The organism is Salinivibrio sp. ES.052 (genome assembly GCF_900141775.1).
Lineage (GTDB): Bacteria > Pseudomonadota > Gammaproteobacteria > Enterobacterales > Vibrionaceae > Salinivibrio.
This window is the reverse complement of the sequence record NZ_FSRI01000001.1, coordinates 460,553-486,228: the sequence shown is the minus strand read 5'-3', so window position 1 is coordinate 486,228 and position 25,676 is coordinate 460,553. Positions and strand designations below refer to the sequence as shown.

The window sequence follows — 25,676 nt, the reverse complement described above, 5'->3', positions numbered from 1 at the left end:
ATTACTCCTGGGTTGCCGCAAACGCTTGACGATGAAGAATGCTAGAAAACTCTTCCATAAAGTTCATGTAGTTGTGTTCAAGTTTGCTCACTTTAGCTGTCAGTCGGTTATAGGCCATCACCGCTGGAATCGCGGCAAACAGACCCATCGCCGTTGCGACCAATGCCTCAGCAATGCCGGGCGCGACCATCGCCAGTGTGGCTTGTTTGACGGCCCCCAGGGCGATAAAGGCATGCATGATCCCCCATACCGTGCCGAACAGGCCAATATAGGGGCTGATCGACCCCACCGTGGCCAAAAACGGCAAGTGGGTTTCAAGCTCTTCCACTTGTTTGGACAAGGACACGCGCATCGCACGTGAGGTGCCTTCCATCACCGCGTCGGGCACTTTGTCATTGCTGCGATGCAAGCGTGCAAATTCTTTAAAGCCGGCGTAGAAAATTTTCTCACTACCGGTCAGGTTATCTTTGCGCGCTTGCACTTCTTGAAATAATTGTGAGAGATCGATCCCTGACCAAAATCGATCTTCAAATCGCTCCGCTTTGCTAAAGGCTTGCTGCATCACTTTGGAGCGTTTAATGATCATCGCCCAAGACGCCACTGACATACCCAGTAATATCAGCATCACTCCCTTAACAAGCAAGCTTGCTTGTAAAAACAGGTCGAGAATGGAAAGTTCAGCGGTCACGTCATCATCTCCGATTTAATCAGTGTTGGAATCGATTTAGGTTTCATGGTTGTTGGGTCGACACAGGCTATCTTAACCGTCGCCGCACACAATGCTTTTTGATCAGAATTCACCAAGCTTTGACAAAAGGTCATGCTCGCGCGTCCCATGGCTGACACTGTGGTGACAACGTCCAAAGCATCATCAAGCCTGGCACCCCGATGAAAGTCAATGTCCATATGGCGCACTACAAAGGCAGTGCGTTCGGCAAATAACGCTTGTTGATTGACACCGATCTCACGCAACAGTTCAGTGCGTGCACGCTCAAAGTAATTGAGGTAATTGGCGTGGTAAACCACTCCGCCTGCGTCCGTGTCTTCATAGTACACGCGGATTGGCCAGCGAAACGGCGTTGATTCTGTCATGTCGTTATCCATGATCGGTTTACAATAGGCAATTACTATACCTAAGTTGTGGATGTATAGAAATGCTGAGGCAGTGCGGGCGGCGCTTTGGTCGCCGATTGTGATGAAGAGAAGTGATATGCTGCAAAAAATAAGCAATTGTTCAGATAATAATGACGAAAAAAGCACCTCCTGGGTGCCTTTGTCATCGCGTTGTCATCTTATACTCATCGTGCTTAGTGCAATCCCATCAGTGTCAGCAGTACCAGTGAGATCAGCCAGCCAAATAGCGGCCAGGTTGCCCATCGGCTCCATCGACCTTGAGCACGAAAGCCAATGGCATGAATGACCCCGACACATGTTGCATAGAGCAAGCCAATCCCCATGAGGAAAGTTACGCCACCCATGCGCTGCGCAAACGCTTCAGGCGCCCACATCACTTGTCCGCCCCAGCACAACGCACTGGCCAGTGAGAGCAGGCGCCAAAGGCCAGAAAAACTCTGGCCTAAAGGTGCGGAGTGGCGATCACTCATTATCGTGATCCATCGCTTCTGTGTGTTCCAGCCATAAAGCGTTGATGATGCCAAAGGCGCATGCCAGCAGCACACCGAGAATCCACGTGAAATACCACATATGCAGGCTCCTTACTTAGTACAGTGAATGTTTGTTGTCTTCAATATATTGCGCATCTAAGCGGCCGAACATCTTGATATAACACCACAAGGTGTAACCCAAAATAATGGGGACAAAAATTGCGGCAACGATAGTCATAATTGACAAGGTGAGTTCACTTGAGGTGGCATCCCACATGGTCAAACTATGGCTAGGAAAGGTACTTGATGGCATAACAAAGGGAAACATTGCAATGCCTGCCGTCAAGATCACTCCCACAATCGCGAGGCTTGAAAACAAAAAGGCCCAGCCACCACGCTCAAGGCGAGACGCAAGCAGTGCCAACAGTGGCATCACCGTCCCCACCAATGGTGCTAACCAGAGAATTGGCATTGACTGGTAATTACGCATCCACGCGCCGCTTTGTACTGCCACCTCTTTGGCTAACGGATTAGACGCCGCTTGGGTCGCCGCGTCACTCACCATCACAAAACCATCTATATTTTGTACCCAGAAGCCAGCAGAGACAAATAACACGGTGGTGAGCAACGCACAGAGCTGGGCTACGTGACGAGCTCGCACATGCAGGGCGTCAGTGGTTTTCATCTGCAACCAAGTTGCCCCTTGCAAGACCACCATAAATAAACTGACTAGGCCACACACCAGCGCGAAGGGGTTAAGCAACGCGAAAAAGCCGCCGGTATAGGTTGGGATCAAGAGATCGCTGAGTTGGAACGGCACCCCTTGCAGTAAATTACCAAAGGCGACACCGAAGATCACCGGTGGCACAAAACCGCCAGCAACTAGCCCCCAGTCCCACGCCGTACGCCAACGCGGATCGTCAATTTTTGAGCGATAATCAAACCCCATTGGACGGAAAAATAACGCGGCCAGAGTAATCACCATCGCGATATAAAAACCAGAAAATGAGGTGGCGTAAACCAATGGCCAAGCCGCAAATAGCGCGCCACCCGCCGTGACCAACCAGACTTGGTTACCTTCCCAATGCGGCGCAACGGCGTTGATCATCACGCGACGCTCACTGTCAGTCTTTCCGATCAGGGTGAGCAAGGCCCCCACCCCCATGTCAAAGCCGTCGGTGACGGTAAAGCCAATCAGTAGTACCCCAATCAGTATCCACCAGATCAGCCGTAACATTTCATAATCAAACATGCTCTCTCTCCTTATGCTTCAATCTGGCGGCTGAAATCCGCTTCTGGATTGCCTTTTTGTTCAAAGTGATAGCGACCCGTTTTAAGACTGCTGGGCCCTAGACGGGCAAACTTGAACATCAGATAAAGCTCGGCGACGAGAAAGACGGTGTAGAGCGAGCAAATCGCCACCATCGAGAAGATGATATCACCCGCTGCGAGGTTGGATGCCGCCATATGCACCGGCAAAATCTCCCCCACCGCCCAAGGTTGACGGCCATACTCAGCCACAAACCAACCCGCTTCACAGGCAATCCAAGGCAGCGGAATACCAATCAATGCCAGTTTGAGTAGCCAAGGTTTTTGATCAATACGCTGACGGCAAGTTTGCCAGAATGCCATACCAAAGATGAACAGCATTGCGAAACCACAGGCCACCATGATCCTAAAGCTCCAGAACAGCGGTGCCACATGTGGGATAGAGTCTTGCGCCGCTTGCTGAATTTGCCCTTCGGTGGCATCGACCACGTTATCGGTATAAGGTTTGAGCAGCAGGCCGTAGCCCAAATCATCTTTTACTTCATTGAACGCGGCTTTGGTCTCAGACGATGTTTCGCCAGCACGCAGTTTTTCTAGCAATGCGTACGCTTGCATGCCATTACGAATGCGGGTTTCGTGCTCAGCAATCAAATCGGTTAAACCGGTGACTTCTTTATCTAACGAGCGCGTCGCAATGATCCCCATCGCGTAAGGAATTTTTATCGCATAATCGGTCTGCATGGTGTCTTGGTTTGGCAAGCCCACCACCGTGAACGCAGCAGGGGCTTCCTCGGTATGCCATTCAGCCTCAATCGCCGCTAATTTTACTTTTTGCACATCACCGAGCTCATAACCGGATTCATCCCCGAGGATAATGACCGAGACAATCGCCGCCATACCAAACGACGCGGCGATGGCAAATGAACGGCGAGCAAAGGCGAGATCACGCCCTTTAAGCAGATAGTAAGCACTGATCCCCAAGATAAACATCGCCCCTGTGGTATAGCCTGCGGCAACGGTGTGCACGAATTTTACCTGTGCGACAGGGTTGAAGACGACATCCGCAAAACTCACCATCTCCATGCGCATGGTTTCGAAGTTAAACTCCGACCCCACCGGATTTTGCATCCAGCCATTAGCGACCAAGATCCACAGCGCAGAAAAGTTAGAGCCTAACGCTACCAGCCAGGTAGTGACTAGGTGTTGACGTTTACTGAGACGATCCCAACCAAAGAAGAAAAGGCCCACAAAGGTGGATTCAAGGAAGAAGGCCATCAGCCCTTCAATGGCAAGCGGGGCGCCAAATATATCCCCGACATAGTGGGAATAATAGGCCCAGTTGGTACCAAACTGAAACTCCATGGTCAGGCCTGTCGCCACACCAAGAGCAAAGTTAATCCCAAACAGTTTGCCCCAAAACTTGGTCATGTCTTTGTAGATTTGCTTGTCAGTCATCACGTATAAGGATTCCATGATGGCCAGCAAAAATGCCATGCCCAGTGTCAAGGGAACAAACAGGAAGTGATACATCGCAGTAAGCGCAAATTGCAGCCGCGATAAATCAACGATATCGGTAATCATGGTCACTCCTTTACACCGTTGTCGGTGCCGATACAGGTGTATCGCTCGTTTTACTTTCTCACCCTGCACGGCAGCAGATACGGCTTACTGGTGCGGGGAAATCGACACTCTCTCTATTTACTGCTTGCATGTTACACAGTTGAAACGCTTAGGTTGTTTTTTAGTTAAATTAAAGCTAATTAAGCTATAACTAATATTATAAGCGTGACAAAGGTGTGTTAACCCGCTTTTGCTTGGTTTGTCGCATGCGCTGCAAAAACCATAAAACGGATATACCAAGATGCAAAATTGTGATTAACCACAAAGAAACCAGGTGATCAGTCGACGTTAACGGAAGCCACTTCTCACGGCTTGGTTAGCTGTAACACTCAGCAGATGGTAGCCACGATAAGGGGTCACGTGCTACACAACCTTAATCTAGATCAAAAAAACCCGTTGGTTGTTGAGCAACGGGTCAGTTTTGACATTTTTTATCTTGATCTCAGTTAAGCTTTCCGTTGGTTTTGATCACGTCTTGGGCAAATCAAAACCAAAATGCAGATAGGCTCGTTGGCTGGCAACCCGTCCACGCGGGGTGCGTTGTAAATAACCCTGCTGGATAAGGTAAGGTTCAATCACATCTTCAATGGTGTCTTTTTCTTCACCAATTGCGGCAGCGAGGTTATCTAAGCCGACCGGGCCGCCATCGAATTTTTCAATAATGGCATTGAGCAGTTTTCGGTCCATGTAATCGAACCCTTGGCTATCAACATCAAGCATATCGAGGGCACGCTGGGCGATATCCGGGCAGATATGGCCACTGCCCTTCACTTCTGCAAAATCACGCACACGGCGAAGAAGACGGTTAGCAATTCGCGGGGTGCCACGTGATCGACGCGCCACCTCTTCGGCTCCTTCCTCTTCCATCGATAGCGCCAAACAATGCGCACTACGTTTTACAATTCCCGTTAAATCACGCACGTTGTAATATTCCAAACGCTGAGTGATACCGAAGCGGTCGCGAAGTGGTGAGGTTAATGATCCTGCGCGCGTGGTCGCTCCCACCAGCGTAAACGGCGGCAGATCGATTTTGATTGAACGCGCCGCCGGCCCTTCGCCAATCATGATATCCAGCTGATAGTCTTCCATGGCGGGATACAAGATTTCTTCCACCACAGGGCTCAAACGATGAATTTCATCAATAAAAAGTACATCGTGGGGCTCAAGGTTCGTCAGTAGCGCCGCCAAGTCTCCTGCTTTTTCTAACACAGGCCCTGACGTGGTACGAATACTCACATCCATTTCATTGGCAACAATGTTTGCCAGAGTCGTTTTACCCAAGCCGGGCGGGCCAAAAATTAAGAGGTGATCAAGGGCTTCTTGGCGTTTCCGCGCGGCATGGATAAAAATTTCCATTTGCCCACGCACATGATCTTGGCCTTGGTAATCTTCCAACAACTTAGGGCGTATTGCTCGGTCGATCACCTCGTCTTCACGATCAGGGGTGGTTTGTGCCGAGATTAAACGATCAGCTTCTATCATGGTTACACCATCGAGCGCAGCGCATGACGGATCACCTCTTCACTGCTCATGTCATCGGTTGCAATTTGTTTCACCACTTTCTCTGCCTGTGCTGCTTTGTAACCCAACGCGACCAAAGCACTGACAGCCTCGTCAGCAGCATTCGAGATGGTCGTTGGCTCGGCGCGTAATGCGGCACCCTCGGCCGTTGCTGCATCCGTGTGCGGCGTGAAGAGATCGAATGCTTCCCAGTTTTTAAGTCGGTCGCGCATTTCAATCACCAAGCGTTCCGCCGTTTTCTTGCCTACGCCAGGGATCTTCACCAAGGTAGAAACATCGTTTTGTTCTACGCTATTAACAAAGTGATTCGCCGTCATCCCCGATAGAATCGCTAACCCGAGCTTAGGCCCGACGCCATTCGCTTTGATTACCTCACGAAATAGCGCACGCTCACGTTTTCCGCTGAAACCATAGAGTAACTGCGCATCTTCACGTACCACAAAGTGGGTAAACACAGTGGCCATCTCACCCACATCCGGTAATTGATATAAACAATTCATCGGCATACTGACTTCGTAACCGACGCCATTGACATCAATTAATATCTCTGGCGGTTGCTTTTCTATCAAGGTTCCCTGTAATCGGCCTATCACAATCGACTCTCTGTTTGTTACTTTTCCTCAAGGATAAAGAATAACTGGATGTATATCCAGTCGAATTGACGACGGGCGGAATACGGAAAAGCGTAACGTGCCTATCCCTGTAGAAAAAGTTCCTAGGGCCTAGGATCCTAGGACCTAGGCACTACTTCCTGCTCTTCCCGTATTCTGTAAGCGAAGCGCTCAGTATTCAAAAATCCTAAATATCGCGTAGGTCGGACAAGCGCCAGTGCGATGTGACCCTCGTGACTCGATGTAAGTGGCGCGCCCGTTGCACGGCGCCTCCGACATCGGGGTTAAATTTGGCATCGAACGTGACAGGCGTCCGTTGGCAATTTACACATACCCAACACTATGCCTGGGGCTTGTGTCACCTACACCAATGGCACCATCGATGTATAACTAGGCGTAGGAAGTGCGGATCGATAGTTTTGTCACGACTTCTGTTCAGGGTTCGAGTTTTGTATGCATTCCCACGCAGGAGCGTGGGAACGAGTAATCGTAGCCGATGACACCACCGATATATAAATCAGGCGTAGGTCGGACAAGCGCCGGGGCGATGTTAATCCTGAATACCCAAGCCGACGCGCGCCTCCGACATTGTGGTCAAATTTGGCGCCGACCGTGACAGGTGCCCGTTGTCAATTCACAGATATCCATCATGGTGCTGGGGCTTGTGTCGCCCCTCCCCCTACTCAGATAAACTCGCTTTTTTACGCTTTTCCAAATCGGCAAAAAAGGTGTTTGGAAAAGGAGTCGGAGAAGACTCGCCTTTACCATCAAAGAGCACAACTACATCAGTCAAATTGCGAGGTGATTTCTTAACCCAGCCATTAGGGTCGGCGCCTTTCTTTGGGGTACAGTCAGTAACAATACCAAAGCAATTTTTAGTATAAAAAACTCTAACTCTTGGACCATCGACAATGACTTGTATTGAGCCATAGTCACGATCGAGATTTTGGTAATAATTATCCATTGTTTTCATTTTGGCTTCGGCATTATCTGGAATGGGAGCAGATATACGGTGATGAGGTGTAGAGCTGATGTCATCGTCTGCAAATCCCCATCCTTCTTCCCATTCGCCTTCAATGTAAGCGGGAGCGTCTATACGCCCACCTGAAGAGTGAGCGCCGGGGTAACCGCTCACTCCACCCATGGCAAAGTTGGCTTTACCGCCAGACACGGTTGTAATTGTCATTTTATAGACAGAGTGCCTACCTGTGGAACTACCATTCGTAAAACCAACTTCAGCAGTATAAGGCTCAGGTTCACAACCTAAAACAGCCACTGATAAGAGCAGTGGTAAAAATGCTTTCCATTTAGTCATTGCTAAATACCTGATGTTTGGGCTGACCTTACTCAGACACACTCGCTTTTTTACGCTTTTCCAAATCGGCAAAAAAGGTGTTTGGGAAAGGTGTCGAAGAAGATTCGCCTTTACCATCAAAGAGCACAACTACATCAGTCAAATTGCGAGGTGATTTCTTAACCCAGCCATTAGGGTCGGCGCCTTTCTTTGGGGTACAGTCAGTAACAATACCAAAGCAATTTTTAGTATAAAAAACTCTAACTCTTGGACCATCGACAATGACTTGCATCGAGCCATAGTCACGACCGAGACTTTGGTAATAATTATCCATTGTTTTCATTTTGGCTTCGGCATTATCTGGAATGGGAGCAGATATGCGGTGATATGACTCGAAAGGGTATTCCCATCCTTTAGCCCAGTACCCCTCAATGTAAGAGGGTGCATCCATGCGTCCACCAGACGAATGAGCTCCTGGATAGCCACTGACGGCCCCCATTGCAAAATTAGCCTTTCCGCCTGATTGGGTGGTGATTACCATTTTTTTCACACCATGTTCGCCGGAGGTGCTGCCATTAGTAAATCCGACCTCAGCCGTATAAGGCTCAGGCTCAGGCTCACAGCCAAAAATCGCTAACGATAAGAGTAGTGATAAAAAGGCTTTCAATTTAATCACTGCCAAATACCTGGCTCTTAGATTGGCATCAATTGACACTTAGATCTATTCCGGAGAGTTTGCCTTTTGCCGGTGTTCTGATGTCGCAGTGTCAGCTGAAGGAAAAGGAGTCGGAGAAGATTCGCCTTTGCCATCAAAGAGAACGACCACATCTGTCTGATTTTTAGGTGAACGAACGACCCATCCGTTTGGGTCTGCTCCCTGTTTAGGCGTACAGTCATCGTACATATCAACGCACGATTTTGAGTAGAAGACCCGTACTCTAGGGCCATCAACAATCACCTCCATCGAACCATAGTCACGGTCGAGATTTTGGTAGTAATTATCCATTGTTTTCATTTTGGCTTCGGCATTATCTGGAATGGGGGCAGATATGCGGTGATAGGAGATTAAACCGCTACTCGGCTCTGGGTTACCTTTTGCCCACTCACCTTCGATGTAAGCGGGGGCATCTATTTTTCCTCCGCCTGAGTGGGCACCTGGATAACCACCTACAGAACCCATAGCGAAGTTTGCTCGGCCTCCTGATAGCGTTGTAATCGTCATTTTGGACACGATATGCCGACCGGTAGTACTGCCATTAGTAAAGCCAGCCTCAACGGTGTAAGGCTCAGGCTCACAACCTAAAACAGCCACTGATAAAAGCAGTAGTAAAAATACTTTCCATTTAGTCATTGCTAACTACCTGATGTTTGGGCTGATCTTACTCAGACACACTCGCTTTTTTACGCTTTTCCAAATCGGCAAAAAAGGTGTTTGGAAAAGGTGTCGAAGAAGATTCGCCTTTTCCATCAAAGAGAACGACCACATCAGTCTGGTTTTTAGGTGAACGGACGACCCACCCGTTTGGGTCTGCTCCCTGTTTAGGCGTACAGTCATCGTACATATCAACGCACGATTTTGAGTAGAAGACCCGTACTCTAGGGCCATCAACAATCACCTCCATCGAACCATAGTCACGGTCGAAATTTTGGTAGTAATTATCCATTGTTTTCATTTTGGCTTCGGCATTACCTGGAATGGGTGCAGATATGCGGTGATATGACTTGAAAGGATACTCCCATCCTTTAGCCCAGTGACCCTCAATGTAAGCGGGCGCATCCATACGTCCACCAGACGAATGAGCTCCTGGATAGCCACTGACGGCTCCCATGGCAAAATTAGCCTTTCCGCCTGATTGGGTGGTGATTACCATTTTTTTTACACCATGTTCGCCGGAGGTGCTGCCATTAGTAAAGCCAGCCTCAACGGTGTAAGGTTCGGGCTTGCAACCTAAAACAGTCACTGATAAGAGCAGTGATAAAAATGCTTTCCATTTAGTCATTGCTAACTACCTGATGTTTGGGCTGACCTTACTCAGACACACTCGCTTTTTTACGCTTTTCCAAATCGGCAAAAAAGGTGTTTGGAAAAGGTGTCGAAGAAGATTCGCCTTTTCCATCAAAGAGAACGACCACATCAGTCTGGTTTTTAGGTGAACGGACGACCCACCCGTTTGGGTCTGCTCCCTGTTTAGGCGTGGCTCTTCATCGTTCATGGTGGAAAGTCATATCAAGCCCCCCAAAATAGAACAGTATCGCTGTCTTGAACCGTTGTTTGTTTCTAAAGCCTTTAGCTCTAAGCTTCATGTATTGGATTTTGGCATTTATAGCTTCCGCCAGGCCATTCGATGCCTTCAGCCGCATTGCATTAAGGATTGCTGGTAAGTGCTTTTTCACTGTCGCCGCTGCTGTCATCAATGGTTTAATTCCACTTGCCTTAACTAAAGCAAGCCACTCTAGCCATTGATTCCTTGCGCTTCTGATCGAACCTCCGTACCAGATTAGTCTTGCTTGCTCTTTGAGCAACCAGCTAAGGCTTGTATCTATCATGAGCTTGGCCAATTTGTTTATACGCTCCCTCAAGCGACCAGTGAGGTTTCTATTTCTTTTGAGCCAGCCATAACGCGTTCTGTAGCACTCTCGTTTAAGGTATGGCGGTAGACGGTTAACCTCTTGCTTGCGAACATCGTCAACAGCTTTGGTGAGCACTTTTGCCACGTGGAAATGATCAACTGCAATCAGGCGTTTAGAGCGTGAGCCAAAGAAGGACTCGGTTGCATTCATAAAAGCTTGGCTCATATCCATCGAGACTGAGCGGACCTGTTGTTTAGCGATGTTAGGCAGCACTCGATAGCAGTTTGCTAAGCTTTGTTCACTTTTACCGTCGGCAACAGCGAGAACTTGGCCCGTTCGGCTCGACATCACCGTGACATAATCATGCCCTCGGCAAAAGGCAGTTTCGTCTACCAACAGATCTTCTACCTTATTTAAATTTCTCCGGGCGAGCCCTCGTGAAACAGCCCTTTTCATTACCCGATCAATGGCTCCCCAACTCAGTCGAAAGGCTTTAGATACAGAGAGAAGAGAAGTGAACTGAAGTGTTTCAATAATCTTTGTCTCAAAGAGTTCGGTATAGCGACTTCCAGGAGATGCCCAAGGAACAGAAACGGTCTGAACCCCATGCTTTGGACAGTCAGCACGTGGAACTTGGGCCTCAAGATATGTTTCGTATTGGCATGTATCCAAATGACGCCATATCCGCTTTCGAGAGTCATGCTTTCTTACCGCTTTCGAGCATGTTGGACAAGCAACGCTTGAATGACTTTCGTACATGATAGTCACGGTAATACGTTGGCTCGTTTTATCCACCTGGACAGAGTCGACAGTCCATGGCGGAATCAGTCCAAGGATCGCTTGATAGAGTGCTGTATCTTTCATCTGATTCAGGGCTCAAGTGCAGAGTGTTTCCTCATTTTCCAATTAATCGGAAAACTTGAAAAGAAACACTTTCCACCACATCCGGTGAAGAGCCTTAGGCGTACAGTCATCGTACATATCAACGCACGATTTTGAGTAGAAGACCCGTACTCTAGGGCCATCAACAATCACCTCCATCGAACCATAGTCACGGTCGAAATTTTGGTAATAATTATCCATTGTTTTCATTTTGGCTTCGGCATTATCTGGAATGGGAGCAGATATGCGGTGATGAGGTGTAGAGCTGATGTCATCGTCTGCAAACCCCCATCCTTCTTCCCATTCGCCTTCAATGTAAGCGGGAGCGTCTATACGCCCACCTGAGGAGTGAGCGCCGGGGTAACCGCTCACTCCACCCATGGCAAAGTTGGCTTTACCGCCAGACACGGTTGTAATTGTCATTTTATAGACAGAGTGCCTACCTGTGGAACTACCATTCGTAAAACCAACTTCAGCAGTATAAGGCTCAGGTTCACAACCTAAAACAGCCACTGATAAGAGCAGTGGTAAAAATGCTTTCCATTTAGTCATTACCGAATATCTGGCGTTTCGAAAATGCATCCTTGAGTGCACTCAAAGCCCCCAGAAAAAAATGGAAAACACGATTAAACTGGTAAAAGTTATATTGCCAAGATAAACAATTGATTTATACCATGTGTTCCATGCTCCAAAAATATCTAGAATGCTTTTTTTCCAGTTATTCACTTCTGACTCTGGAATGCGCCAAGCATATTTTAGCATTGCTTTTCCAAACCAATAAAACGGGAAGCAGCTTGCAGCAATCCAAGATAAGTTACTTTCCATCATCATCCTAGATCTTGTAGAAAATGAGTTCGGAGCAGATAGAGAGATTTTCAATATTAACTCATACTTATTTTTTCTCAATTTCATGGATAGGTATACTATTACACCTATCCAAGGAAAGAATGATAGTAGAGAAATCATAATGCTAATTTCGGATACGAGCTTAATCAAAGACTATCTCCTCGACAAATAAACCTACTTGCTGAGATAAGTCACCACCATACATCCCCCAGAATAAAGAGCCTCCACCAACTAAAGCCATCGATAGCCCCCCAGTTACAGGGATTGCAGCTAGAGCAATGCCTACACCAATACCTCCCAATACGTTAAAAAAACCACTTGCAGTATTGTTTACTATATTTCTATTACAAGTATCCTCAAACCAACCACTACTATTACATGTATTTACCACATCAGCAGCGTTTCCATATAATCCCGCACCAATTACGAGACCGTTAGCGATACCTAATGAGCGGCTAAATGACATCGTTTGTTTATACAACGAGGTCATTTCAATACCGGAAATTGCTTTAGAAAAGTCTCTTGCTCGGTAAAGTTGGCGCTTGCCGACATTTAGGTAGTTGTTGATACGTTTTGTCTGTATGTTTCTAATATATCCAGGTTTTCCTACCTCGGAAAGTATTAACTTCATCTCTTGTTGAAACGTGCGAGCTTGTTTTCTCCATGCTTTGTAGTCGGGGTGAGAGTATAGCTTGGGACCTGACAGTCCTTCCGTTCGAGAAGCAACGTAACGAGAGTAGTCAGCAAAAGACTTCATCTTTTTGCTTATTTTATCACCTTGGACTTGAGCGCCAGCGATCACGGCGCCAGAGCCAGCCAAAAGATGGTTTAGATCTAGCTCGGCCAGCATAGATGTGTTTGCGTCCTGCTGATGAATATCTAGGCCAGATGCCGCACTCATAAGTAGTGCATTCGTTGTTGTTTCGTGATGCTCTGCGAACCACTTTTTCTGTTCGCTTGAGAGAGTGAGAAATTCACTCATTAAGTCGTCCGCCTGTTTGATGGCAAACTCTTCATCTGGGTGTTGCTCAGACCAAGGTGATACGACTAGAGGCATACCTTCAACAATCTGGCTAAAGCTACGTTTCAAATGAGGGTTTGAATTAAGAACATGTTCGACTATATGCTTTTGGTTTGATAAATATGTTTCAAGCGCAAAATCGTCCACGCTCATTCGTTTGTCAGCAAAAACAAGATACACATCATCAACGTCTTGAGGGGATAACTGAGTTAAATTGACCACAGAAATTTCTGCGTTAACCATATCGTCTCGATTTATTGGTTTAACAGATGTCCCCTGTAATATTCCATCAAACGTATAGTGGGTATTGGCCGCTAAGTGGTATGTTTTTGGTTCTTCTGGTGGTAAAGAGCGAGCTATTGATTTCTTCTCGCTTTTCGCCGCTGGCTGACTAACCGTTAGGCTATCACCTACCGCCAATGCCATCGGTTCAGCGTCATACTGCGGATTCAAACCCAGCAGCTGCTTAGCGGATAAGCCATATTGTTCGGCAATTGTCGGCCATGATTCACGTTGGCGGGTAGTCGGATCAAACTTAACGGTATGGGTTAATGGTTGCGCTGAGTCACCAGTTTTATCGCTATCCGACTCTGCCGGTGAGTCATCTCGATTCGCAACGGCTTGCTTAGGGGCGGCGAGCAAATCGCTGATAGATAGCTTTACGCCGTTTTCTGCCAGCCATTCTTCGTCTGGGTTATCAAGCGTCTCGCGAGTGATCGGTTCTTCGAGATAGACAAGATGTTGGTCTTCGACTTCTTTCCCGCCAATCTTCCAGTACACCAAGAGCGCGCTTTGATAACGATTAAAACCTTGCTCATGATTGAGTTTCTCATGCCTAGAGCGCGTGGCGTAAAACTGCCATTTTCCGTCACCCAGCAGCTTGTACTCCTGCACTAAGCGCTTTTGATAAAAGTGGTAGTAATAGCCTTCGGTGGGTAAGCCTAGTCGCTCGCCGAGTTGAACGGAGGGGGTTACAGGAATAAAGGCTTCTTGGATTACTCCAGAGCCAATCGGCTTCATCTGCACGGGCTCGGGCACGCTGATGCCCATTGAGGCCGATGCAATTTTAGCAACAAGCTTTTTGGGCTCATTGAATACCGCATAAGCGGTATACTTGGTACCATGTTCAGTGGGCGCGGTTTGCCAATCACCCTTCACGCCTTCTTGTTGTGTTTTGGCTAACTCAAATTTACACCCGACTGTCTTGCTAAAGACCTTGTCCGAGCTGGCAATCTCAAAACAGTACTCGTACTTAAGTGGCGGTGGCGCATCTGAACGGTCAGGTTTTACCGGTTCCGGCACATAGGTGTCTTCGATATTGGTTGCGGCATGCGAACTGTGACTAGCACCGCCGGAGCCACTCGCGCCACCGACCGCACTGCCAGACTGATTGGCTCGGGCGGCAAGTGCTGAACGGGCTTGTGGTGAGAGGGTCGTTTCAGTGTCTGGCGAGAGGGTCCAAACCTTATTCGTATTATCATGCACCATCGCGGGCCGCGTTGGGGTGTCAGCCAACAGTGCAAATTCACCGCTATCAAGCTTTTCTTTGAATTGTGAAAAGCTCACCCCATCGGGCATCACTCCATCAAGGTCTCGCTCATTCAGCGCCTCAGTATCGCCCTCTACTTGCCCAAACTCATAAGCCATAAGTTCAGTCAATCGAACTAGTTTGTAACCCACCGCATTGTCCGCCTGCCAAGAATCATGGCGGATCATTCTACGCAACGGGCCAGATTTTTGGATAGGTTTGTTGTCATCGTTAGGTTATCACTCCATCAAGGTCTCGCTCATTCAGCGCCTCAGTATCGCCCTCTACTTGCCCAAACTCATAAGCCATAAGTTCAGTCAATCGAACTAGTTTGTAACCCACCGCATTGTCCGCCTGCCAAGAATCATGGCGGATCATTCTACGCAACGGGCCAGATTTTTGGATAGGTTTGTTGTCATCGTTAGGTTAGCACTGGCTGAATTGTGAGGTGGGTCCAATTGTAGTGACCAACCCAAATTGGGCACCGTGTTAGAGCGTGTGAGAACAGAGATCCGTTCAGCAGAATCAGAGCAACCAAATTCGACAAGTGCGGTTCGATGGTTTTGTCACGACCTCTGTTCAGGGTTCGAGTTTTGTATTCATTCCCACGCAGGAGCGTGGGAACGAGTAATCGTAGCCGATGACACCACCGATATATAAATCAGGCGTAGGTCGGACAAGCGCCGGAGCGATGTCAACCATGAATACCCAAGCCAAAGCGCGCCTCCGACATGGGGGGGTAAAATTAACACCGATCGTGACAGGCGCAGTGCAACTGGCGCCCAGGTAGCATAATGCATCATTGTTGACATCTTACCGCGGCTTGTGTCACCTACGCCAATGGTATCATCTATACCGGCCGCGGCGGGCGGCATTGGCTTTGCCGGCCATGGCGATGAGGGTGTGGTTAGTGTGGGCATGACAAATGGCGACCGCAAGGGCGTCGGCGGCGTCGGCTTGGGGAGTGGCGCTGAGTTTCAACATGTGGGTAACCATATGTTGAACTTGCTTTTTATCCGCACTGCCTTTGCCCACCACCGCTTGCTTGATCAACCTCGCCGCGTATTCAGACACCGGTAACTCGGCATTCACCGCGGCGACAATGGCACTGCCACGGGCTTGGCCCAATTTAAGGGCTGAATCGGCATTGCGGGCCATAAATACTTGCTCAATAGCAAAGTTATCGGGCTGGAATTGGGTGATCACTTCGCTCACCCCTGCGTAAATATGCTTCAATCGACCGGGTAAGTCGTCTGTTTCGGTGCGAATACAACCACTGCCGAGGTATTCAAGATGCCGACCCTGTTGGCGGATCACCCCATAACCGGTGATCCGCGAACCTGGGTCAATCCCCAGTATCACTGTCATTTAGCTTAAACTCGCTGCCACATCGTCGGACATATCACCGTTATGATAGACTTCTTGCACGTCGTCAAGATCATCTAGCATATCGATAAGTCGCAGTAATTTAGGTGCGGTATCAGCATCTAATTCGGCTTTGGTGGATGGCACCTGAGTGACTTCGGCGCGCTCGGCTTCAAAGCCGGCTTTATCTAACGCGTCTTTAACCGTGCCAAAGTCATTGGGGGTGGTATAAACATCGATCGACCCGTCATCATAGGTGACGACGTCTTCCGCACCACCTTCGAGTGCCGCTTCCATCACATCGTCTTCTTCAAGCCCTGCGGCGTAAGTGACGACACCTCTTTTATCAAACAAGAAGCTCACTGAACCATCGGTGCCTAGGTTGCCGCCAGATTTAGAAAATGCATGACGCACGCCTGACACGGTACGGTTACGGTTATCGGTCATGCATTCCACCATCACCGCGGTGCCTGCCGGGCCATAGCCTTCGTAGATGACGGTTTCCATGTTCTCATCGCCATCGCCACCAGCCCCGCGTGCAATCGCACGGTTAATGGTGTCGCGCGTCATATTGTTTGATAACGCTTTATCGACCGCCGCACGCAAGCGTGGATTGGTTTCCGCTTCTGGCCCACCCTCTTTGGTGGCAACCACTAATTCTCGAATCAGTTTGGTGAAAATCTTACCGCGCTTCGCGTCTTGAGCGGCTTTACGGTGTTTAATGTTGGACCACTTACTGTGACCTGCCATATCGACTCTCCGTTTTTTTGCGCTCCCCTCACGTGAAAGGAGTAATCAGAAAAAACGCGCCTTGGCTTTTCAGTCTGAGGCGCGTTGATGAGCAATGAGCAGTCAACCTGCCCAAGGTAAATCGTGTTTATTCGCTTTGTTCGGTTTGCTCGGCTGCCGCAGTAATGCTGAGCGCGAGCTCTTCAAGCGCCGCGTCATTGGCCATGCTCGGTGCATTGGTCATCAAGCAGGCAGCCGCGGTAGTTTTCGGGAAGGCAATCACGTCACGAATATTCTCGGTGCCAGATAACAGCATGACCAAACGGTCCATACCAAACGCCAAACCTGCGTGTGGTGGGGTGCCGTATTGAAGCGCATCGAGCAAGAAACCAAACTTCTTACGTTGCTCTTGCTCATCAATGCCTAGGGTCTCAAATACCGCCGCTTGCATCTCTGGACTGTGGATACGCACCGAGCCACCGCCGACTTCGTAACCATTGATGACCATATCATACGCATTAGAGTTCGCGGCCGCCGGATTCGCTTTTAGCTGTTCTGGCGTGACGTCGGTCGGGGCGGTAAATGGGTGGTGCATCGCGTGCAAGTTGCCTTCGTCGTCTTCCTCAAACATCGGGAAGTCTACCACCCACAGCGGAGTCCAGGCGTTGGTATCGGTCAGTTCAAGATCCAAGCCTAGCTTGACGCGCAATGCGCCCAGCGCTTCAGTAACCACCGATTTTTTGTCGGCACCGAACAAGATAATGTCGCCGGTTTGCGCGTCAGTGCGTGACAAGATGCTTTCTACCACGTCGGCATTCAAGAACTTGGCAACCGGCGATTGAATACCATCAAAGCCAGCGTCACGATCGTTGACCTTCATCCACGCCAAACCTTTGGCACCGTAGATGCTGACAAAGTGGGTGTATTCATCGATCTGCTTGCGAGACAAGCTGGCACCGCCTGGTACACGGATCACGGCCACGCGGCCTTTTTCATCGTTCGCAGGGCCAGAGAAGACTTTAAATTCAACGTCTTTGACAATATCGGCAACATCGACGATTTCAAGCGGGTTACGCAAGTCTGGCTTATCAGAGCCAAAGCGGCGCATCGCCTCTTCAAATTTCATGATTGGGAAGGCACCCAAGTCGACGTCAAGCAGCGACTGCCACATTTCGCGGATCATTTTCTCGGTCACGTCGCGCACTTGCTCGGCGCTCATGAACGAGGTTTCGATATCGATCTGGGTGAATTCTGGTTGACGGTCAGCACGCAAGTCTTCATCACGGAAGCACTTCACGATTTGGTAGTAACGGTCAAAACCAGACATCATCAACAACTGCTTAAACAGCTGAGGCGATTGTGGCAAGGCATAGAAGCTGCCTTTGTGCACACGGCTAGGAACCAAGTAGTCACGCGCACCTTCTGGCGTTGCTTTGGTCAGTACCGGAGTTTCGATATCTAAAAAGTCATTCTCATCCAAGAAGCGACGAACAAAGCTGGTGGCTTTGGCACGCAGTTTAATCCGATCGCTCATCTCTGGACGGCGCAGGTCGAGGTAACGGTACTTAAGACGCTGCTCTTCAGAGATAAACTGGTTAAAGTCAATCGGCATCGGCGCACTACGGTTGATGATGTCCAAGCCGTTTGCGACCACTTCGACTTCACCGGTGGCCATATCACGGTTGATTTGGCTCTCTGGACGCGCGCGCACTTCACCACGAATGGTGATACAGAATTCGTTACGCAGTTTATTGGCTTGTTCGTAAACGTCACCCATATCTGGGTCAATCACAACTTGCACCAGACCTTCACGATCGCGCATGTCGATAAAAATCAAGCCGCCCAAATCACGACGACGATTAACCCAACCACAAAGACTTACTTCTTGCCCGACGTGGGCGCTATTCAGGTGACCACAATATTGGGTGCGCATAGAATATTCCTGATCTGTTCTGATAATTCCGCTTGCCCCCTTGGGCACAAGCCTGTCAAATACTGAGGGGAATTCGGTAACAGCCTTTGTCGTACCTGACGGTACGCCCCCATCACTGCCGTTACTGTCAAAGACTGGCTATTATAAAGGAAAAGGCCCGCCGTTGGTAAAGCGATCGTGGGTTTTTCTTCAGATGGTCTTTGAGGTTGGTTATCATTAGGCTATGCCGTATTCACGATCATCAATGAGCATGACACGATGCCTTTTGCCTTACATACGCTCAATCAGCCTCCGCTGCGGCTCGGATTGACCCAGTGGTCTCATCCCAGTTGGCAGCACCATTTTTATCCCCCGGGAACCCGTTCAGGTGAGCGTTTGGCCCGTTATGCCGAGGTATTTAATACGGTGGAAGGCAATACCACCTTTTATGCGTCACCATCGCCACAGACGGTCGCAAACTGGGCGGCAGCGATTCCAGACACCTTTCAGTTTACCTTTAAGTTTCCCAAAACCATTACTCATCAATGTCAGTTGCGTCATGCGCAAGAGATAACGCGGGATTTTATCCATCTGATGGCACCGCTCCATGATAAAATTGGCCAGTGGACGATTCAACTGCCGGCTCGTTTTGGTCCGGAAGGCTTGCCTGATCTTGCCGCCTTTTTACAAAGCTTACCGATGGATGTCTCTGTCGGCGTGGAAGTACGTCACCCTACGTTTTTTGCCAAAGGAGACGCAGAGAAGGCATTGAATCAACTGTTGATCGCCCAGGGTGCCAACCGCGTGATCATGGACAGTCGCCCGGTATTCGCGGCAAAACCGGAGACCCCAGAGATTATTGATGCGCAAAAGAAAAAGCCACGCGTGCCGGTTCATGCTATCGCCACCAACGATGCGCCTATGGTGCGTTTTATTGGCCATCCTCAGTTGACAGAAAACAGTACATTTTTCGACCCGTGGATCCCACGTTTATCTCAGTGGATAACCGCCGGTAAAACACCCTATTTAATGATTCATACATCGGACAACGACCAGGCTCCGGCACTCGCGGCTCAACTGTATCAACGTCTTGATTTATCGCCTCCACTCGCCCCAGTCACGCGTGCGGCACAAAGCCAACAAGGGACACTGTTTTAATCCACTTGGATCCTACGGCGAACGCTGTGCAGACAGGCGTTGAAAAATTCACTACAATACGCCGCTTTTGCAACACAGTTTGCTGGTATAACGCCTGACGTTGACCAATAACAACCTGTGACTTGAGGCTGATTTGTAGAGGCTAATATGGCTAATCAGGATAAAATTTTCGCGGCACCGATCGAAAAGATGGGTGATTTTACTTTCGATGAAAATGTCGCCGAGGTGTTTCCAGATATGATCCAGCGCTCGGTGCCTGGATACAGCAATATTATCTCGGCGATTGGTATGTTAGCGAAACGCTTTGCGACACCAGATAGCCATGTTTACGATCTTGGCTGCTCGTTGGGCGCCGCCACCTTGTCGATGCGCCGCCATATCCCCCACGACAGTTGTAAAATCATCGCGGTCGATAATTCGCAAGCGATGGTTGAGCGTTGTCGTCTCCATGTCAATGCTTACCGCGGGGCTGCGGATGTCGAGGTGCGAGAAGCCGATATTCGCGACGTGGAGATCGCCAATGCCTCGATGGTGGTGCTGAATTTTACCCTACAATTTTTAAGCCCTGACGATCGCCAAACCCTACTGACGCACATATATCAAGGGTTAAAGCCAGGCGGGATCCTGATTTTGTCGGAGAAATATTGCTTTGAAGACGAGACCGCTAACGAGCTACTGATTGATTTACACCATGACTTTAAGCGCGCCAATGGCTATAGCGAGTTGGAGATCAGTCAAAAGCGGAGTGCCCTAGAAAACGTGATGCGCCCTGACAGCATTGGCACCCACAAAACACGCTTAAGCGACATTGGTTTTAGCAGTGTTGCCATGTGGTTTCAGTGTTTTAACTTTGGGTCGATGCTCGCGATTAAATAAGATGAGCGATGACGGAACGCTATTGATGACGTAAAGCTTATTGATCCCTTTACGTCATTGTTCTCGGTAGCCATTGCACCAGTGACACCATTGATTCAGTCAACCCTTTGATTAAGCTAAACGCGCCATACAATACGAGTAATCTGATGTTTGATTTTTCCGATTTTTATCAGCTGATCGCCAAAAACCGTCTGTCTCACTGGTTGGAAGTGTTGCCAGCCCAATTGGCAGAATGGCAAACCCAGCCCCATGGCGATATGCCCAAGTGGATAAAAGTGCTGAATAAAATCCCGACCGATGCGCCAGAGCATGTGGAGCTAAAAGATCGGGTCCAGATTGGCGATGCCACCAGTTTGCCTGCCGGTGAGCGTAAAAAATTAGAAAATCTGCTGCGTAGCTTTCACCCATGGCGCAAAGGGCCTTACCAGGTTCACGGTATGGATATAGACACCGAATGGCGCTCGGATTGGAAGTGGGATCGGGTGCTCCCACATATCTCGCCGCTGAAGGGTCGCTATATACTTGATGTCGGCTGCGGCAACGGCTATCACATGTGGCGGATGTTGGGTGAAGGAGCGGCGCTAACGGTGGGTATTGATCCTTCCGAGCTGTTTTTGATGCAATTTGATGCGATTCGTCGCTTAATGGGTAATGACCAGCGTGCGCACCTACTGCCACTGGGGATCGAGAAACTCCCAGCCCTACGTGCCTTTGATACCGTGTTTAGCATGGGGGTGCTCTACCACCGTCGCTCGCCGCTCGATCATCTGATTCAGCTTAAAGACCAGTTGGGTAAAGATGGTGAGTTAGTACTGGAAACCCTGGTGATTGACGGCGATGAAAACGCGGTATTAGTCCCCTCCGACCGTTATGCACAAATGCGCAATGTCTACTTTTTCCCATCTGCTCGGGCGCTAAAAGTGTGGCTGGAAAAAGTCGGCTTTGTCGATGTCCGTATTGTCGATGAGTGTATCACCACCACCGATGAGCAGCGCAGCACCGCGTGGATGACACATAATTCGTTGCCAGAGTATCTGAACCCAGATGATCCGACGCAAACCATCGAAGGGTATCCAGCGCCAAAACGCGCCATTTTGGTCGCCCGTAATCCCGATTAAACAACGGGAGGAGAATGGTTGGTCGAGCTCACCCATGTTCAGTCGTAAGTTAAGGTGAGCAAACATTCACACCTATCTCATTCGTATAATCGAATGCCTCAGGTTGACCTGGGGCACACCCTATCCTGACGTTGACCTCGCTGCCCACGTCCGTTTTATCAGTCTTCGCATCCACCTCAATACCTCGTGTCTTTGTCTTGTCACGGTTTTTCCGCCAGCACCGCCGATAAAATCAACGTTTAGCCAATTCTGACTAACATTTGACAGAAACCCCCTACCTATCTTTGTCGGTTGCTTTAGAATTTGCGCTCGAGATCGCCTCCAGTCCACCTTCTGAGGCGATAGGGCTAGCCGCAATTCTTCTTATGCAGTGGAGACTCAGATGCTTTTTCGTTGCTCACTGATCAGTGCACTTTTACTCACAGTGTCTGGTTGTACGCTTACCTCGCAACACCAGCACCAAGAAACGCTCAATAAAATGGATACCGTTGCCGCACAAAGCCAGCAACAGCAACAACGCCTGACGAACACCTTCACCCAGCATGATGCCGCTTTGACACAATTGAGCCAACAAGTCACCGCGATGGAAAGCCAGCTTACCGTGGTACAACGCATACAAGCCAAGCTATATGCCAACCTCGCGAACAAAAAACCAGACGTTAAAGTGAAAGAAAAAGTGGTCCGAGTCCCGGTCAACAACGACAAAGTCGTTCTAGGTGGACGTGAATGGGTCTGGTTTGATGCCGTAGAGAATACATTCCAGTCTCGTGTCGATACGGGTGCAGAAACGTCATCGCTCAACGCAGTCGATATTCAAGAATTTGAGCGCGATGGTGATACCTGGGTCAAGTTCAACGTCAATCATAGCGAAAACAGTGACCAACCTGTGTTTATGGAAATGCCAGTAAAACGCTGGGTTCGGATACGTCAATCCTCTAGTGATACCACCGATCGCCGCCCTGTGGTTGAAGCGTGGATCCGGGTAGGCAATATTCACGAGAAAACCGAGTTTACCCTCGCAGACCGGACCAATATGGAATACCCCGTACTGCTAGGCCGCGAGTTTTTCAAAGACCTAGCTGTCATCGATGTCAGTAAAGAACATATTCACCCTCAATATCAGCCGGACACGCCATCGACCCCTAGCGATGACGACACCCATCAAAAGTAGGTAAGCCTCATGGTTTCACGTGTTCCTTTTTACTTTCTCATCGGCTTTTTAGTTTTAGCGGGTATCGCGCTCAGTGCTTATCGCCACGTTGTTTATGGTGTGCCTTGGCTCGCCGATGAAACACGCCAAGTCTGGCAAATTGAGGCAAGAATCAACTTTGATGCCGATGATGGCCCAGTAAAAGTCAGCCTTGCCGCACCAGATAGCCAACTAGGCCTCACATTGATCGATGAAAGCACCTCGTCTGCTGGCTATGGCTTTTCATTATTGGATACCGAACATGGCCGCCAAGCTCAGTGGTCTGCGCGCACAGCCAGCGGTGAACAAACCCTGTATTTTAAAAATCAAATGCTGGTCGATGACAGTGCACGCTACACGATGACGCCGCCAGAAGAGGAAATCATCGCGCCACCAGTCATGGATAATGCAGGAAAGAGTGCTGCATTAGCGTTACTCGATCAGGCTCGCTCACGCTCTGCTGACAATATCACTTTAACCCGTGAACTCATCAAGCAATTTAATAGCCCTGATAGTCAAAATGCCGCCTTATTATTAAATACGTTGGATAAACCCGACGCATTACAAAAAACGTTATCCCTGGAAGGGATCCACGCGCGGGTTGTCGGTGGGCTCGACCTTGAAGATGGCCGGCGCCGACAAACAATTTCTCCGATGCTTCAAGTCTGGCAAGACACCCGTTGGCACTTGTTTGATTTGACCACCGGACAAAATGGTCATCACGACGACGTTTTATTGTGGAACCAGCATGGCGGGCCGTTGCTTGAAGTGATGGGAGGCGAGCATAGCCAAGTCCATTTTTCAATTATTTCACAAGATATTAGCCCGCAGCAGGCGACATCCGCCAAGGTGTCGGCTGACGATTTGCTCAATTTTTCTATTCATAGCTTGCCGATAGAAGAGCAGGCGATGTTCAAAACCATCATGCTGGTGCCAATTGGCGCCTTAATTGTGGTGTTTCTCAGAATTATTGTGGGGTTAAAAACCTCTGGCACCTTTATGCCGGTATTAATTGCAGTGGCCTTTGTGCAAACCCAACTGCTCACGGGGATTGTCGGCTTTGTGTTGATTGTTGGCACAGGGTTAGTAATACGTAGCTATTTATCCCGGCTCAACTTGTTACTGGTCGCTCGAATTTCCGCAGTCATCATCACGGTCATACTGATTATTTCGGTATTTAGCGTGATTGCGTTTCATATTGGTTTAATGGAAGGGCTAACCATCACCTTCTTCCCGATGATTATCCTGTCATGGACGATCGAGAGGATGTCAATTTTGTGGGAAGAGGAAGGCGCTAAAGAAGTGGTGCTCCAAGGCGGTGGTTCCTTGCTAACGGCGGTGCTCGTGTACTTAGCCATGACCAATGACTTGATTCGTCATCTCACATTTAACTTTATTGGTTTGCAACTGGTTATCCTCGCACTGATCTTGCTGTTGGGTAATTACACTGGCTATCGCTTGTCTGAACTCAAGCGTTTCCGCCCATTGGCGAATAATGACAAGCCACTTGGTTTAGCCCCTAATACTGGAGGTGATGATGCGCGCACTCCTCGATAAGTTGGCCTCGCCTTTCCGTTTAAACCAAGCAGGCATTATGGGTATGAATCAGCGCAATATTCGTTATATTGGCCGCTACAATGATCGACGTTTGTACCCATTGGTTGACGATAAACTACAAACTAAACTCATTGCCCAACAAGCCGGTGCAACGGTGCCTGATCTGATTGGCGTGATCGATAGTCAAGCAGATGTAAAACGTATTCATGCGATGGTGGCTCACTGGCCCGGCTTTGTGATTAAACCGGCGCAAGGATCTGGCGGTAAAGGCATTTTGGTCGTCACACAAAACCACCAAGGTGCCTATACCAAAGCCTCGGGAAAGACAGTGAGCCATAACGATGTTGAGCGCCACATTACCAACACCTTAGCGGGCTTGTTCTCTCTCGGCGGCAAAGCCGATGTCGCCGTGGTAGAAAACTTAATCGCCTTTGATGATAGTTTTAGCGGCTTTAGCTATGAGGGCGTGCCTGATATTCGTGTGATCGTGTTTCAAGGCTACCCCGTGATGGCAATGATGCGGCTGTCAACATCAGCGTCCGATGGCAAAGCCAACTTACACCAAGGTGCCGTGGGTGTCGGCTTGGATATTGCCACGGGAAAGGCATTAAAAGCGGTGCAGTTTAACCGCCCTATCACTCACCATCCGGATACCCATCAAGATCTTTATACCCTTAAGGTGCCCCACTGGCAGCAACTGCTCACGCTGGCAGCCAGCGCCTGGGAAATGACAGACTTGGGATATATGGGCACGGATATGGTGCTGGATAAAGAGAAAGGGCCGATGGTGCTAGAGCTAAACGCACGACCTGGCTTGGCCATTCAAATAGCCAACGGTTGTGGTTTACTGCCAAGGTTACGACTGATTGAGGCATTACCGCCAAGACGCTATCCTCCCTTGCCAGAAGATCGAGTGGCCTTTTCTATCCAACATTTTGCCGGACAAAGCACGCAACCATTACAGCCTCGACTCGCGCAAGCAGGATAAAAAAGCGCTAAAGTTTA

Annotated in this window: 24 protein-coding genes and 1 pseudogene; 6 read left to right on the top strand and 19 right to left on the bottom strand. The window is 49.0% G+C overall.

What is annotated here, in order from left to right; all coding sequences use genetic code 11:
• Position 1: 1 nt before the first annotated feature.
• The 19 genes from tolQ to aspS form a co-directional block, all read right to left on the bottom strand.
• Positions 2-688 (bottom strand): protein TolQ, encoded by a 687-nt coding sequence (gene tolQ / locus BUQ98_RS02265; RefSeq protein WP_074212308.1) that lies wholly within the window; start codon positions 686-688, stop codon positions 2-4.
• Positions 685-1,092 (bottom strand): tol-pal system-associated acyl-CoA thioesterase, encoded by a 408-nt coding sequence (gene ybgC / locus BUQ98_RS02260; RefSeq protein ID WP_074212307.1) that lies wholly within the window; start codon positions 1,090-1,092, stop codon positions 685-687. The genes tolQ and ybgC overlap by 4 nt, the downstream gene beginning before the upstream one ends.
• Before the next feature lie 215 nt (positions 1,093-1,307).
• Positions 1,308-1,604: a cyd operon YbgE family protein gene (locus BUQ98_RS02255; RefSeq protein ID WP_074212306.1), complete on the bottom strand. Its 297-nt coding sequence runs from the start codon at positions 1,602-1,604 to the stop codon at positions 1,308-1,310.
• Positions 1,597-1,704: a cytochrome bd-I oxidase subunit CydX gene (gene cydX, locus BUQ98_RS02250; RefSeq protein WP_021024361.1), complete on the bottom strand. Its 108-nt coding sequence runs from the start codon at positions 1,702-1,704 to the stop codon at positions 1,597-1,599. The genes BUQ98_RS02255 and cydX overlap by 8 nt, the downstream gene beginning before the upstream one ends.
• 15 nt (positions 1,705-1,719) lie before the next feature.
• Entirely contained in the window at positions 1,720-2,856 is a 1,137-nt protein-coding gene (cydB, locus tag BUQ98_RS02245) for a cytochrome d ubiquinol oxidase subunit II (protein WP_074212305.1), read from the bottom strand.
• Positions 2,857-2,867: 11 nt separating this feature from the next.
• Entirely contained in the window at positions 2,868-4,451 is a 1,584-nt protein-coding gene (cydA, locus tag BUQ98_RS02240; RefSeq protein ID WP_217693632.1) for a cytochrome ubiquinol oxidase subunit I, read from the bottom strand.
• Positions 4,452-4,961: 510 nt separating this feature from the next.
• Complete coding sequence (ruvB, locus tag BUQ98_RS02235; RefSeq protein ID WP_074212303.1) at positions 4,962-5,975, bottom strand: Holliday junction branch migration DNA helicase RuvB; 1,014 nt, start codon at positions 5,973-5,975, stop codon at positions 4,962-4,964.
• Positions 5,976-5,977: 2 nt separating this feature from the next.
• A complete protein-coding gene (gene ruvA, locus BUQ98_RS02230) occupies positions 5,978-6,607 on the bottom strand; it encodes a Holliday junction branch migration protein RuvA (RefSeq protein WP_074212302.1) in 630 nt (209 codons plus the stop codon).
• A gap of 697 nt (positions 6,608-7,304) precedes the next feature.
• Positions 7,305-7,940, bottom strand: a complete 636-nt coding sequence (locus tag BUQ98_RS02225; RefSeq protein WP_074212301.1) for a hypothetical protein — start codon at positions 7,938-7,940, stop codon at positions 7,305-7,307.
• 28 nt (positions 7,941-7,968) lie between these two features.
• A complete protein-coding gene (locus BUQ98_RS02220) occupies positions 7,969-8,634 on the bottom strand; it encodes a hypothetical protein (protein ID WP_217693626.1) in 666 nt (221 codons plus the stop codon).
• Between the two features lie 6 nt (positions 8,635-8,640).
• Positions 8,641-9,270 (bottom strand): hypothetical protein, encoded by a 630-nt coding sequence (locus BUQ98_RS02215; RefSeq protein ID WP_074212300.1) that lies wholly within the window; start codon positions 9,268-9,270, stop codon positions 8,641-8,643.
• 28 nt (positions 9,271-9,298) lie between these two features.
• Positions 9,299-9,919: a hypothetical protein gene (locus BUQ98_RS02210; RefSeq protein WP_074212299.1), complete on the bottom strand. Its 621-nt coding sequence runs from the start codon at positions 9,917-9,919 to the stop codon at positions 9,299-9,301.
• A 202-nt stretch (positions 9,920-10,121) separates the two neighbouring features.
• Positions 10,122-11,354: an ISL3 family transposase gene (locus BUQ98_RS02205; RefSeq protein WP_074212231.1), complete on the bottom strand. Its 1,233-nt coding sequence runs from the start codon at positions 11,352-11,354 to the stop codon at positions 10,122-10,124.
• 42 nt (positions 11,355-11,396) lie between these two features.
• Positions 11,397-11,924 (bottom strand): hypothetical protein, encoded by a 528-nt coding sequence (locus BUQ98_RS02200; protein ID WP_074212298.1) that lies wholly within the window; start codon positions 11,922-11,924, stop codon positions 11,397-11,399.
• 42 nt (positions 11,925-11,966) lie between these two features.
• A complete protein-coding gene (locus BUQ98_RS16885; RefSeq protein WP_139294612.1) occupies positions 11,967-12,203 on the bottom strand; it encodes a hypothetical protein in 237 nt (78 codons plus the stop codon).
• A 157-nt stretch (positions 12,204-12,360) separates the two neighbouring features.
• Positions 12,361-14,955 carry a LysM peptidoglycan-binding domain-containing protein gene (locus BUQ98_RS02190; RefSeq protein ID WP_254813860.1) on the bottom strand — a complete coding sequence of 865 codons (2,595 nt, stop codon included), beginning with the start codon at positions 14,953-14,955 and terminating at the stop codon, positions 12,361-12,363.
• Between the two features lie 658 nt (positions 14,956-15,613).
• A complete protein-coding gene (gene ruvC, locus BUQ98_RS02185) occupies positions 15,614-16,135 on the bottom strand; it encodes a crossover junction endodeoxyribonuclease RuvC (RefSeq protein WP_074212295.1) in 522 nt (173 codons plus the stop codon).
• The gene (locus BUQ98_RS02180) at positions 16,136-16,882 is read right to left on the bottom strand and encodes a YebC/PmpR family DNA-binding transcriptional regulator (protein ID WP_074212294.1); all 747 of its coding nucleotides are present in this window, start codon (positions 16,880-16,882) and stop codon (positions 16,136-16,138) included. It abuts the gene before it with no gap.
• A gap of 127 nt (positions 16,883-17,009) precedes the next feature.
• On the bottom strand, positions 17,010-18,794 hold the full coding sequence (gene aspS / locus BUQ98_RS02175; protein ID WP_074212293.1) for an aspartate--tRNA ligase: 1,785 nt from the start codon (positions 18,792-18,794) through the stop codon (positions 17,010-17,012).
• Positions 18,795-19,052: 258 nt separating this feature from the next.
• Here aspS and BUQ98_RS02170 point away from each other — a divergent pair, with 258 nt between their 5' ends.
• From BUQ98_RS02170 to BUQ98_RS02145, 6 genes and pseudogenes are all read left to right on the top strand, one after another.
• Entirely contained in the window at positions 19,053-19,931 is an 879-nt protein-coding gene (locus BUQ98_RS02170) for a DUF72 domain-containing protein (RefSeq protein ID WP_074212292.1), read from the top strand.
• A gap of 147 nt (positions 19,932-20,078) precedes the next feature.
• Positions 20,079-20,807: a carboxy-S-adenosyl-L-methionine synthase CmoA gene (gene cmoA / locus BUQ98_RS02165; protein WP_074212291.1), complete on the top strand. Its 729-nt coding sequence runs from the start codon at positions 20,079-20,081 to the stop codon at positions 20,805-20,807.
• 146 nt (positions 20,808-20,953) lie between these two features.
• Complete coding sequence (gene cmoB, locus BUQ98_RS02160) at positions 20,954-21,925, top strand: tRNA 5-methoxyuridine(34)/uridine 5-oxyacetic acid(34) synthase CmoB (protein WP_074212290.1); 972 nt, start codon at positions 20,954-20,956, stop codon at positions 21,923-21,925.
• Between the two features lie 382 nt (positions 21,926-22,307).
• Entirely contained in the window at positions 22,308-23,096 is a 789-nt protein-coding gene (locus BUQ98_RS02155; RefSeq protein WP_074212289.1) for an ATP-dependent zinc protease family protein, read from the top strand.
• Positions 23,097-23,105: 9 nt separating this feature from the next.
• Positions 23,106-24,611 (top strand): annotated as a pseudogene (locus BUQ98_RS02150) (inactive transglutaminase family protein); the annotation flags it as partial.
• 40 nt (positions 24,612-24,651) lie between these two features.
• On the top strand, positions 24,652-25,659 hold the full coding sequence (locus BUQ98_RS02145) for an alpha-L-glutamate ligase-like protein (protein WP_139294697.1): 1,008 nt from the start codon (positions 24,652-24,654) through the stop codon (positions 25,657-25,659).
• Positions 25,660-25,676: the final 17 nt, after the last annotated feature.

Bases quoted from the DNA above. Each gene is read 5' to 3' on its own strand.
- ybgC (WP_074212307.1), bottom strand. From the start codon at position 1,092: ATGACAGAATCAACGCCGTTTCGCTGGCCAATCCGCGTGTACTATGAA.
- BUQ98_RS02255 (WP_074212306.1), bottom strand. From the start codon at position 1,604: ATGAGTGATCGCCACTCCGCACCTTTAGGCCAGAGTTTTTCTGGCCTT.
- cydX (WP_021024361.1), bottom strand. From the start codon at position 1,704: ATGTGGTATTTCACGTGGATTCTCGGTGTGCTGCTGGCATGCGCCTTT.
- cydB (WP_074212305.1), bottom strand. From the start codon at position 2,856: ATGTTTGATTATGAAATGTTACGGCTGATCTGGTGGATACTGATTGGG.
- ruvB (WP_074212303.1), bottom strand. From the start codon at position 5,975: ATGATAGAAGCTGATCGTTTAATCTCGGCACAAACCACCCCTGATCGT.
- BUQ98_RS02225 (WP_074212301.1), bottom strand. From the start codon at position 7,940: ATGACTAAATGGAAAGCATTTTTACCACTGCTCTTATCAGTGGCTGTT.
- BUQ98_RS02215 (WP_074212300.1), bottom strand. From the start codon at position 9,270: ATGACTAAATGGAAAGTATTTTTACTACTGCTTTTATCAGTGGCTGTT.
- BUQ98_RS02210 (WP_074212299.1), bottom strand. From the start codon at position 9,919: ATGACTAAATGGAAAGCATTTTTATCACTGCTCTTATCAGTGACTGTT.
- BUQ98_RS02205 (WP_074212231.1), bottom strand. From the start codon at position 11,354: ATGAAAGATACAGCACTCTATCAAGCGATCCTTGGACTGATTCCGCCA.
- BUQ98_RS02200 (WP_074212298.1), bottom strand. From the start codon at position 11,924: ATGACTAAATGGAAAGCATTTTTACCACTGCTCTTATCAGTGGCTGTT.
- BUQ98_RS16885 (WP_139294612.1), bottom strand. From the start codon at position 12,203: ATGATGATGGAAAGTAACTTATCTTGGATTGCTGCAAGCTGCTTCCCG.
- BUQ98_RS02190 (WP_254813860.1), bottom strand. From the start codon at position 14,955: ATGATCCGCCATGATTCTTGGCAGGCGGACAATGCGGTGGGTTACAAA.
- ruvC (WP_074212295.1), bottom strand. From the start codon at position 16,135: ATGACAGTGATACTGGGGATTGACCCAGGTTCGCGGATCACCGGTTAT.
- BUQ98_RS02180 (WP_074212294.1), bottom strand. From the start codon at position 16,882: ATGGCAGGTCACAGTAAGTGGTCCAACATTAAACACCGTAAAGCCGCT.
- aspS (WP_074212293.1), bottom strand. From the start codon at position 18,794: ATGCGCACCCAATATTGTGGTCACCTGAATAGCGCCCACGTCGGGCAA.
- BUQ98_RS02170 (WP_074212292.1), top strand. From the start codon at position 19,053: ATGCCTTTTGCCTTACATACGCTCAATCAGCCTCCGCTGCGGCTCGGA.
- cmoA (WP_074212291.1), top strand. From the start codon at position 20,079: ATGGCTAATCAGGATAAAATTTTCGCGGCACCGATCGAAAAGATGGGT.
- cmoB (WP_074212290.1), top strand. From the start codon at position 20,954: ATGTTTGATTTTTCCGATTTTTATCAGCTGATCGCCAAAAACCGTCTG.
- BUQ98_RS02155 (WP_074212289.1), top strand. From the start codon at position 22,308: ATGCTTTTTCGTTGCTCACTGATCAGTGCACTTTTACTCACAGTGTCT.
- BUQ98_RS02145 (WP_139294697.1), top strand. From the start codon at position 24,652: ATGCGCGCACTCCTCGATAAGTTGGCCTCGCCTTTCCGTTTAAACCAA.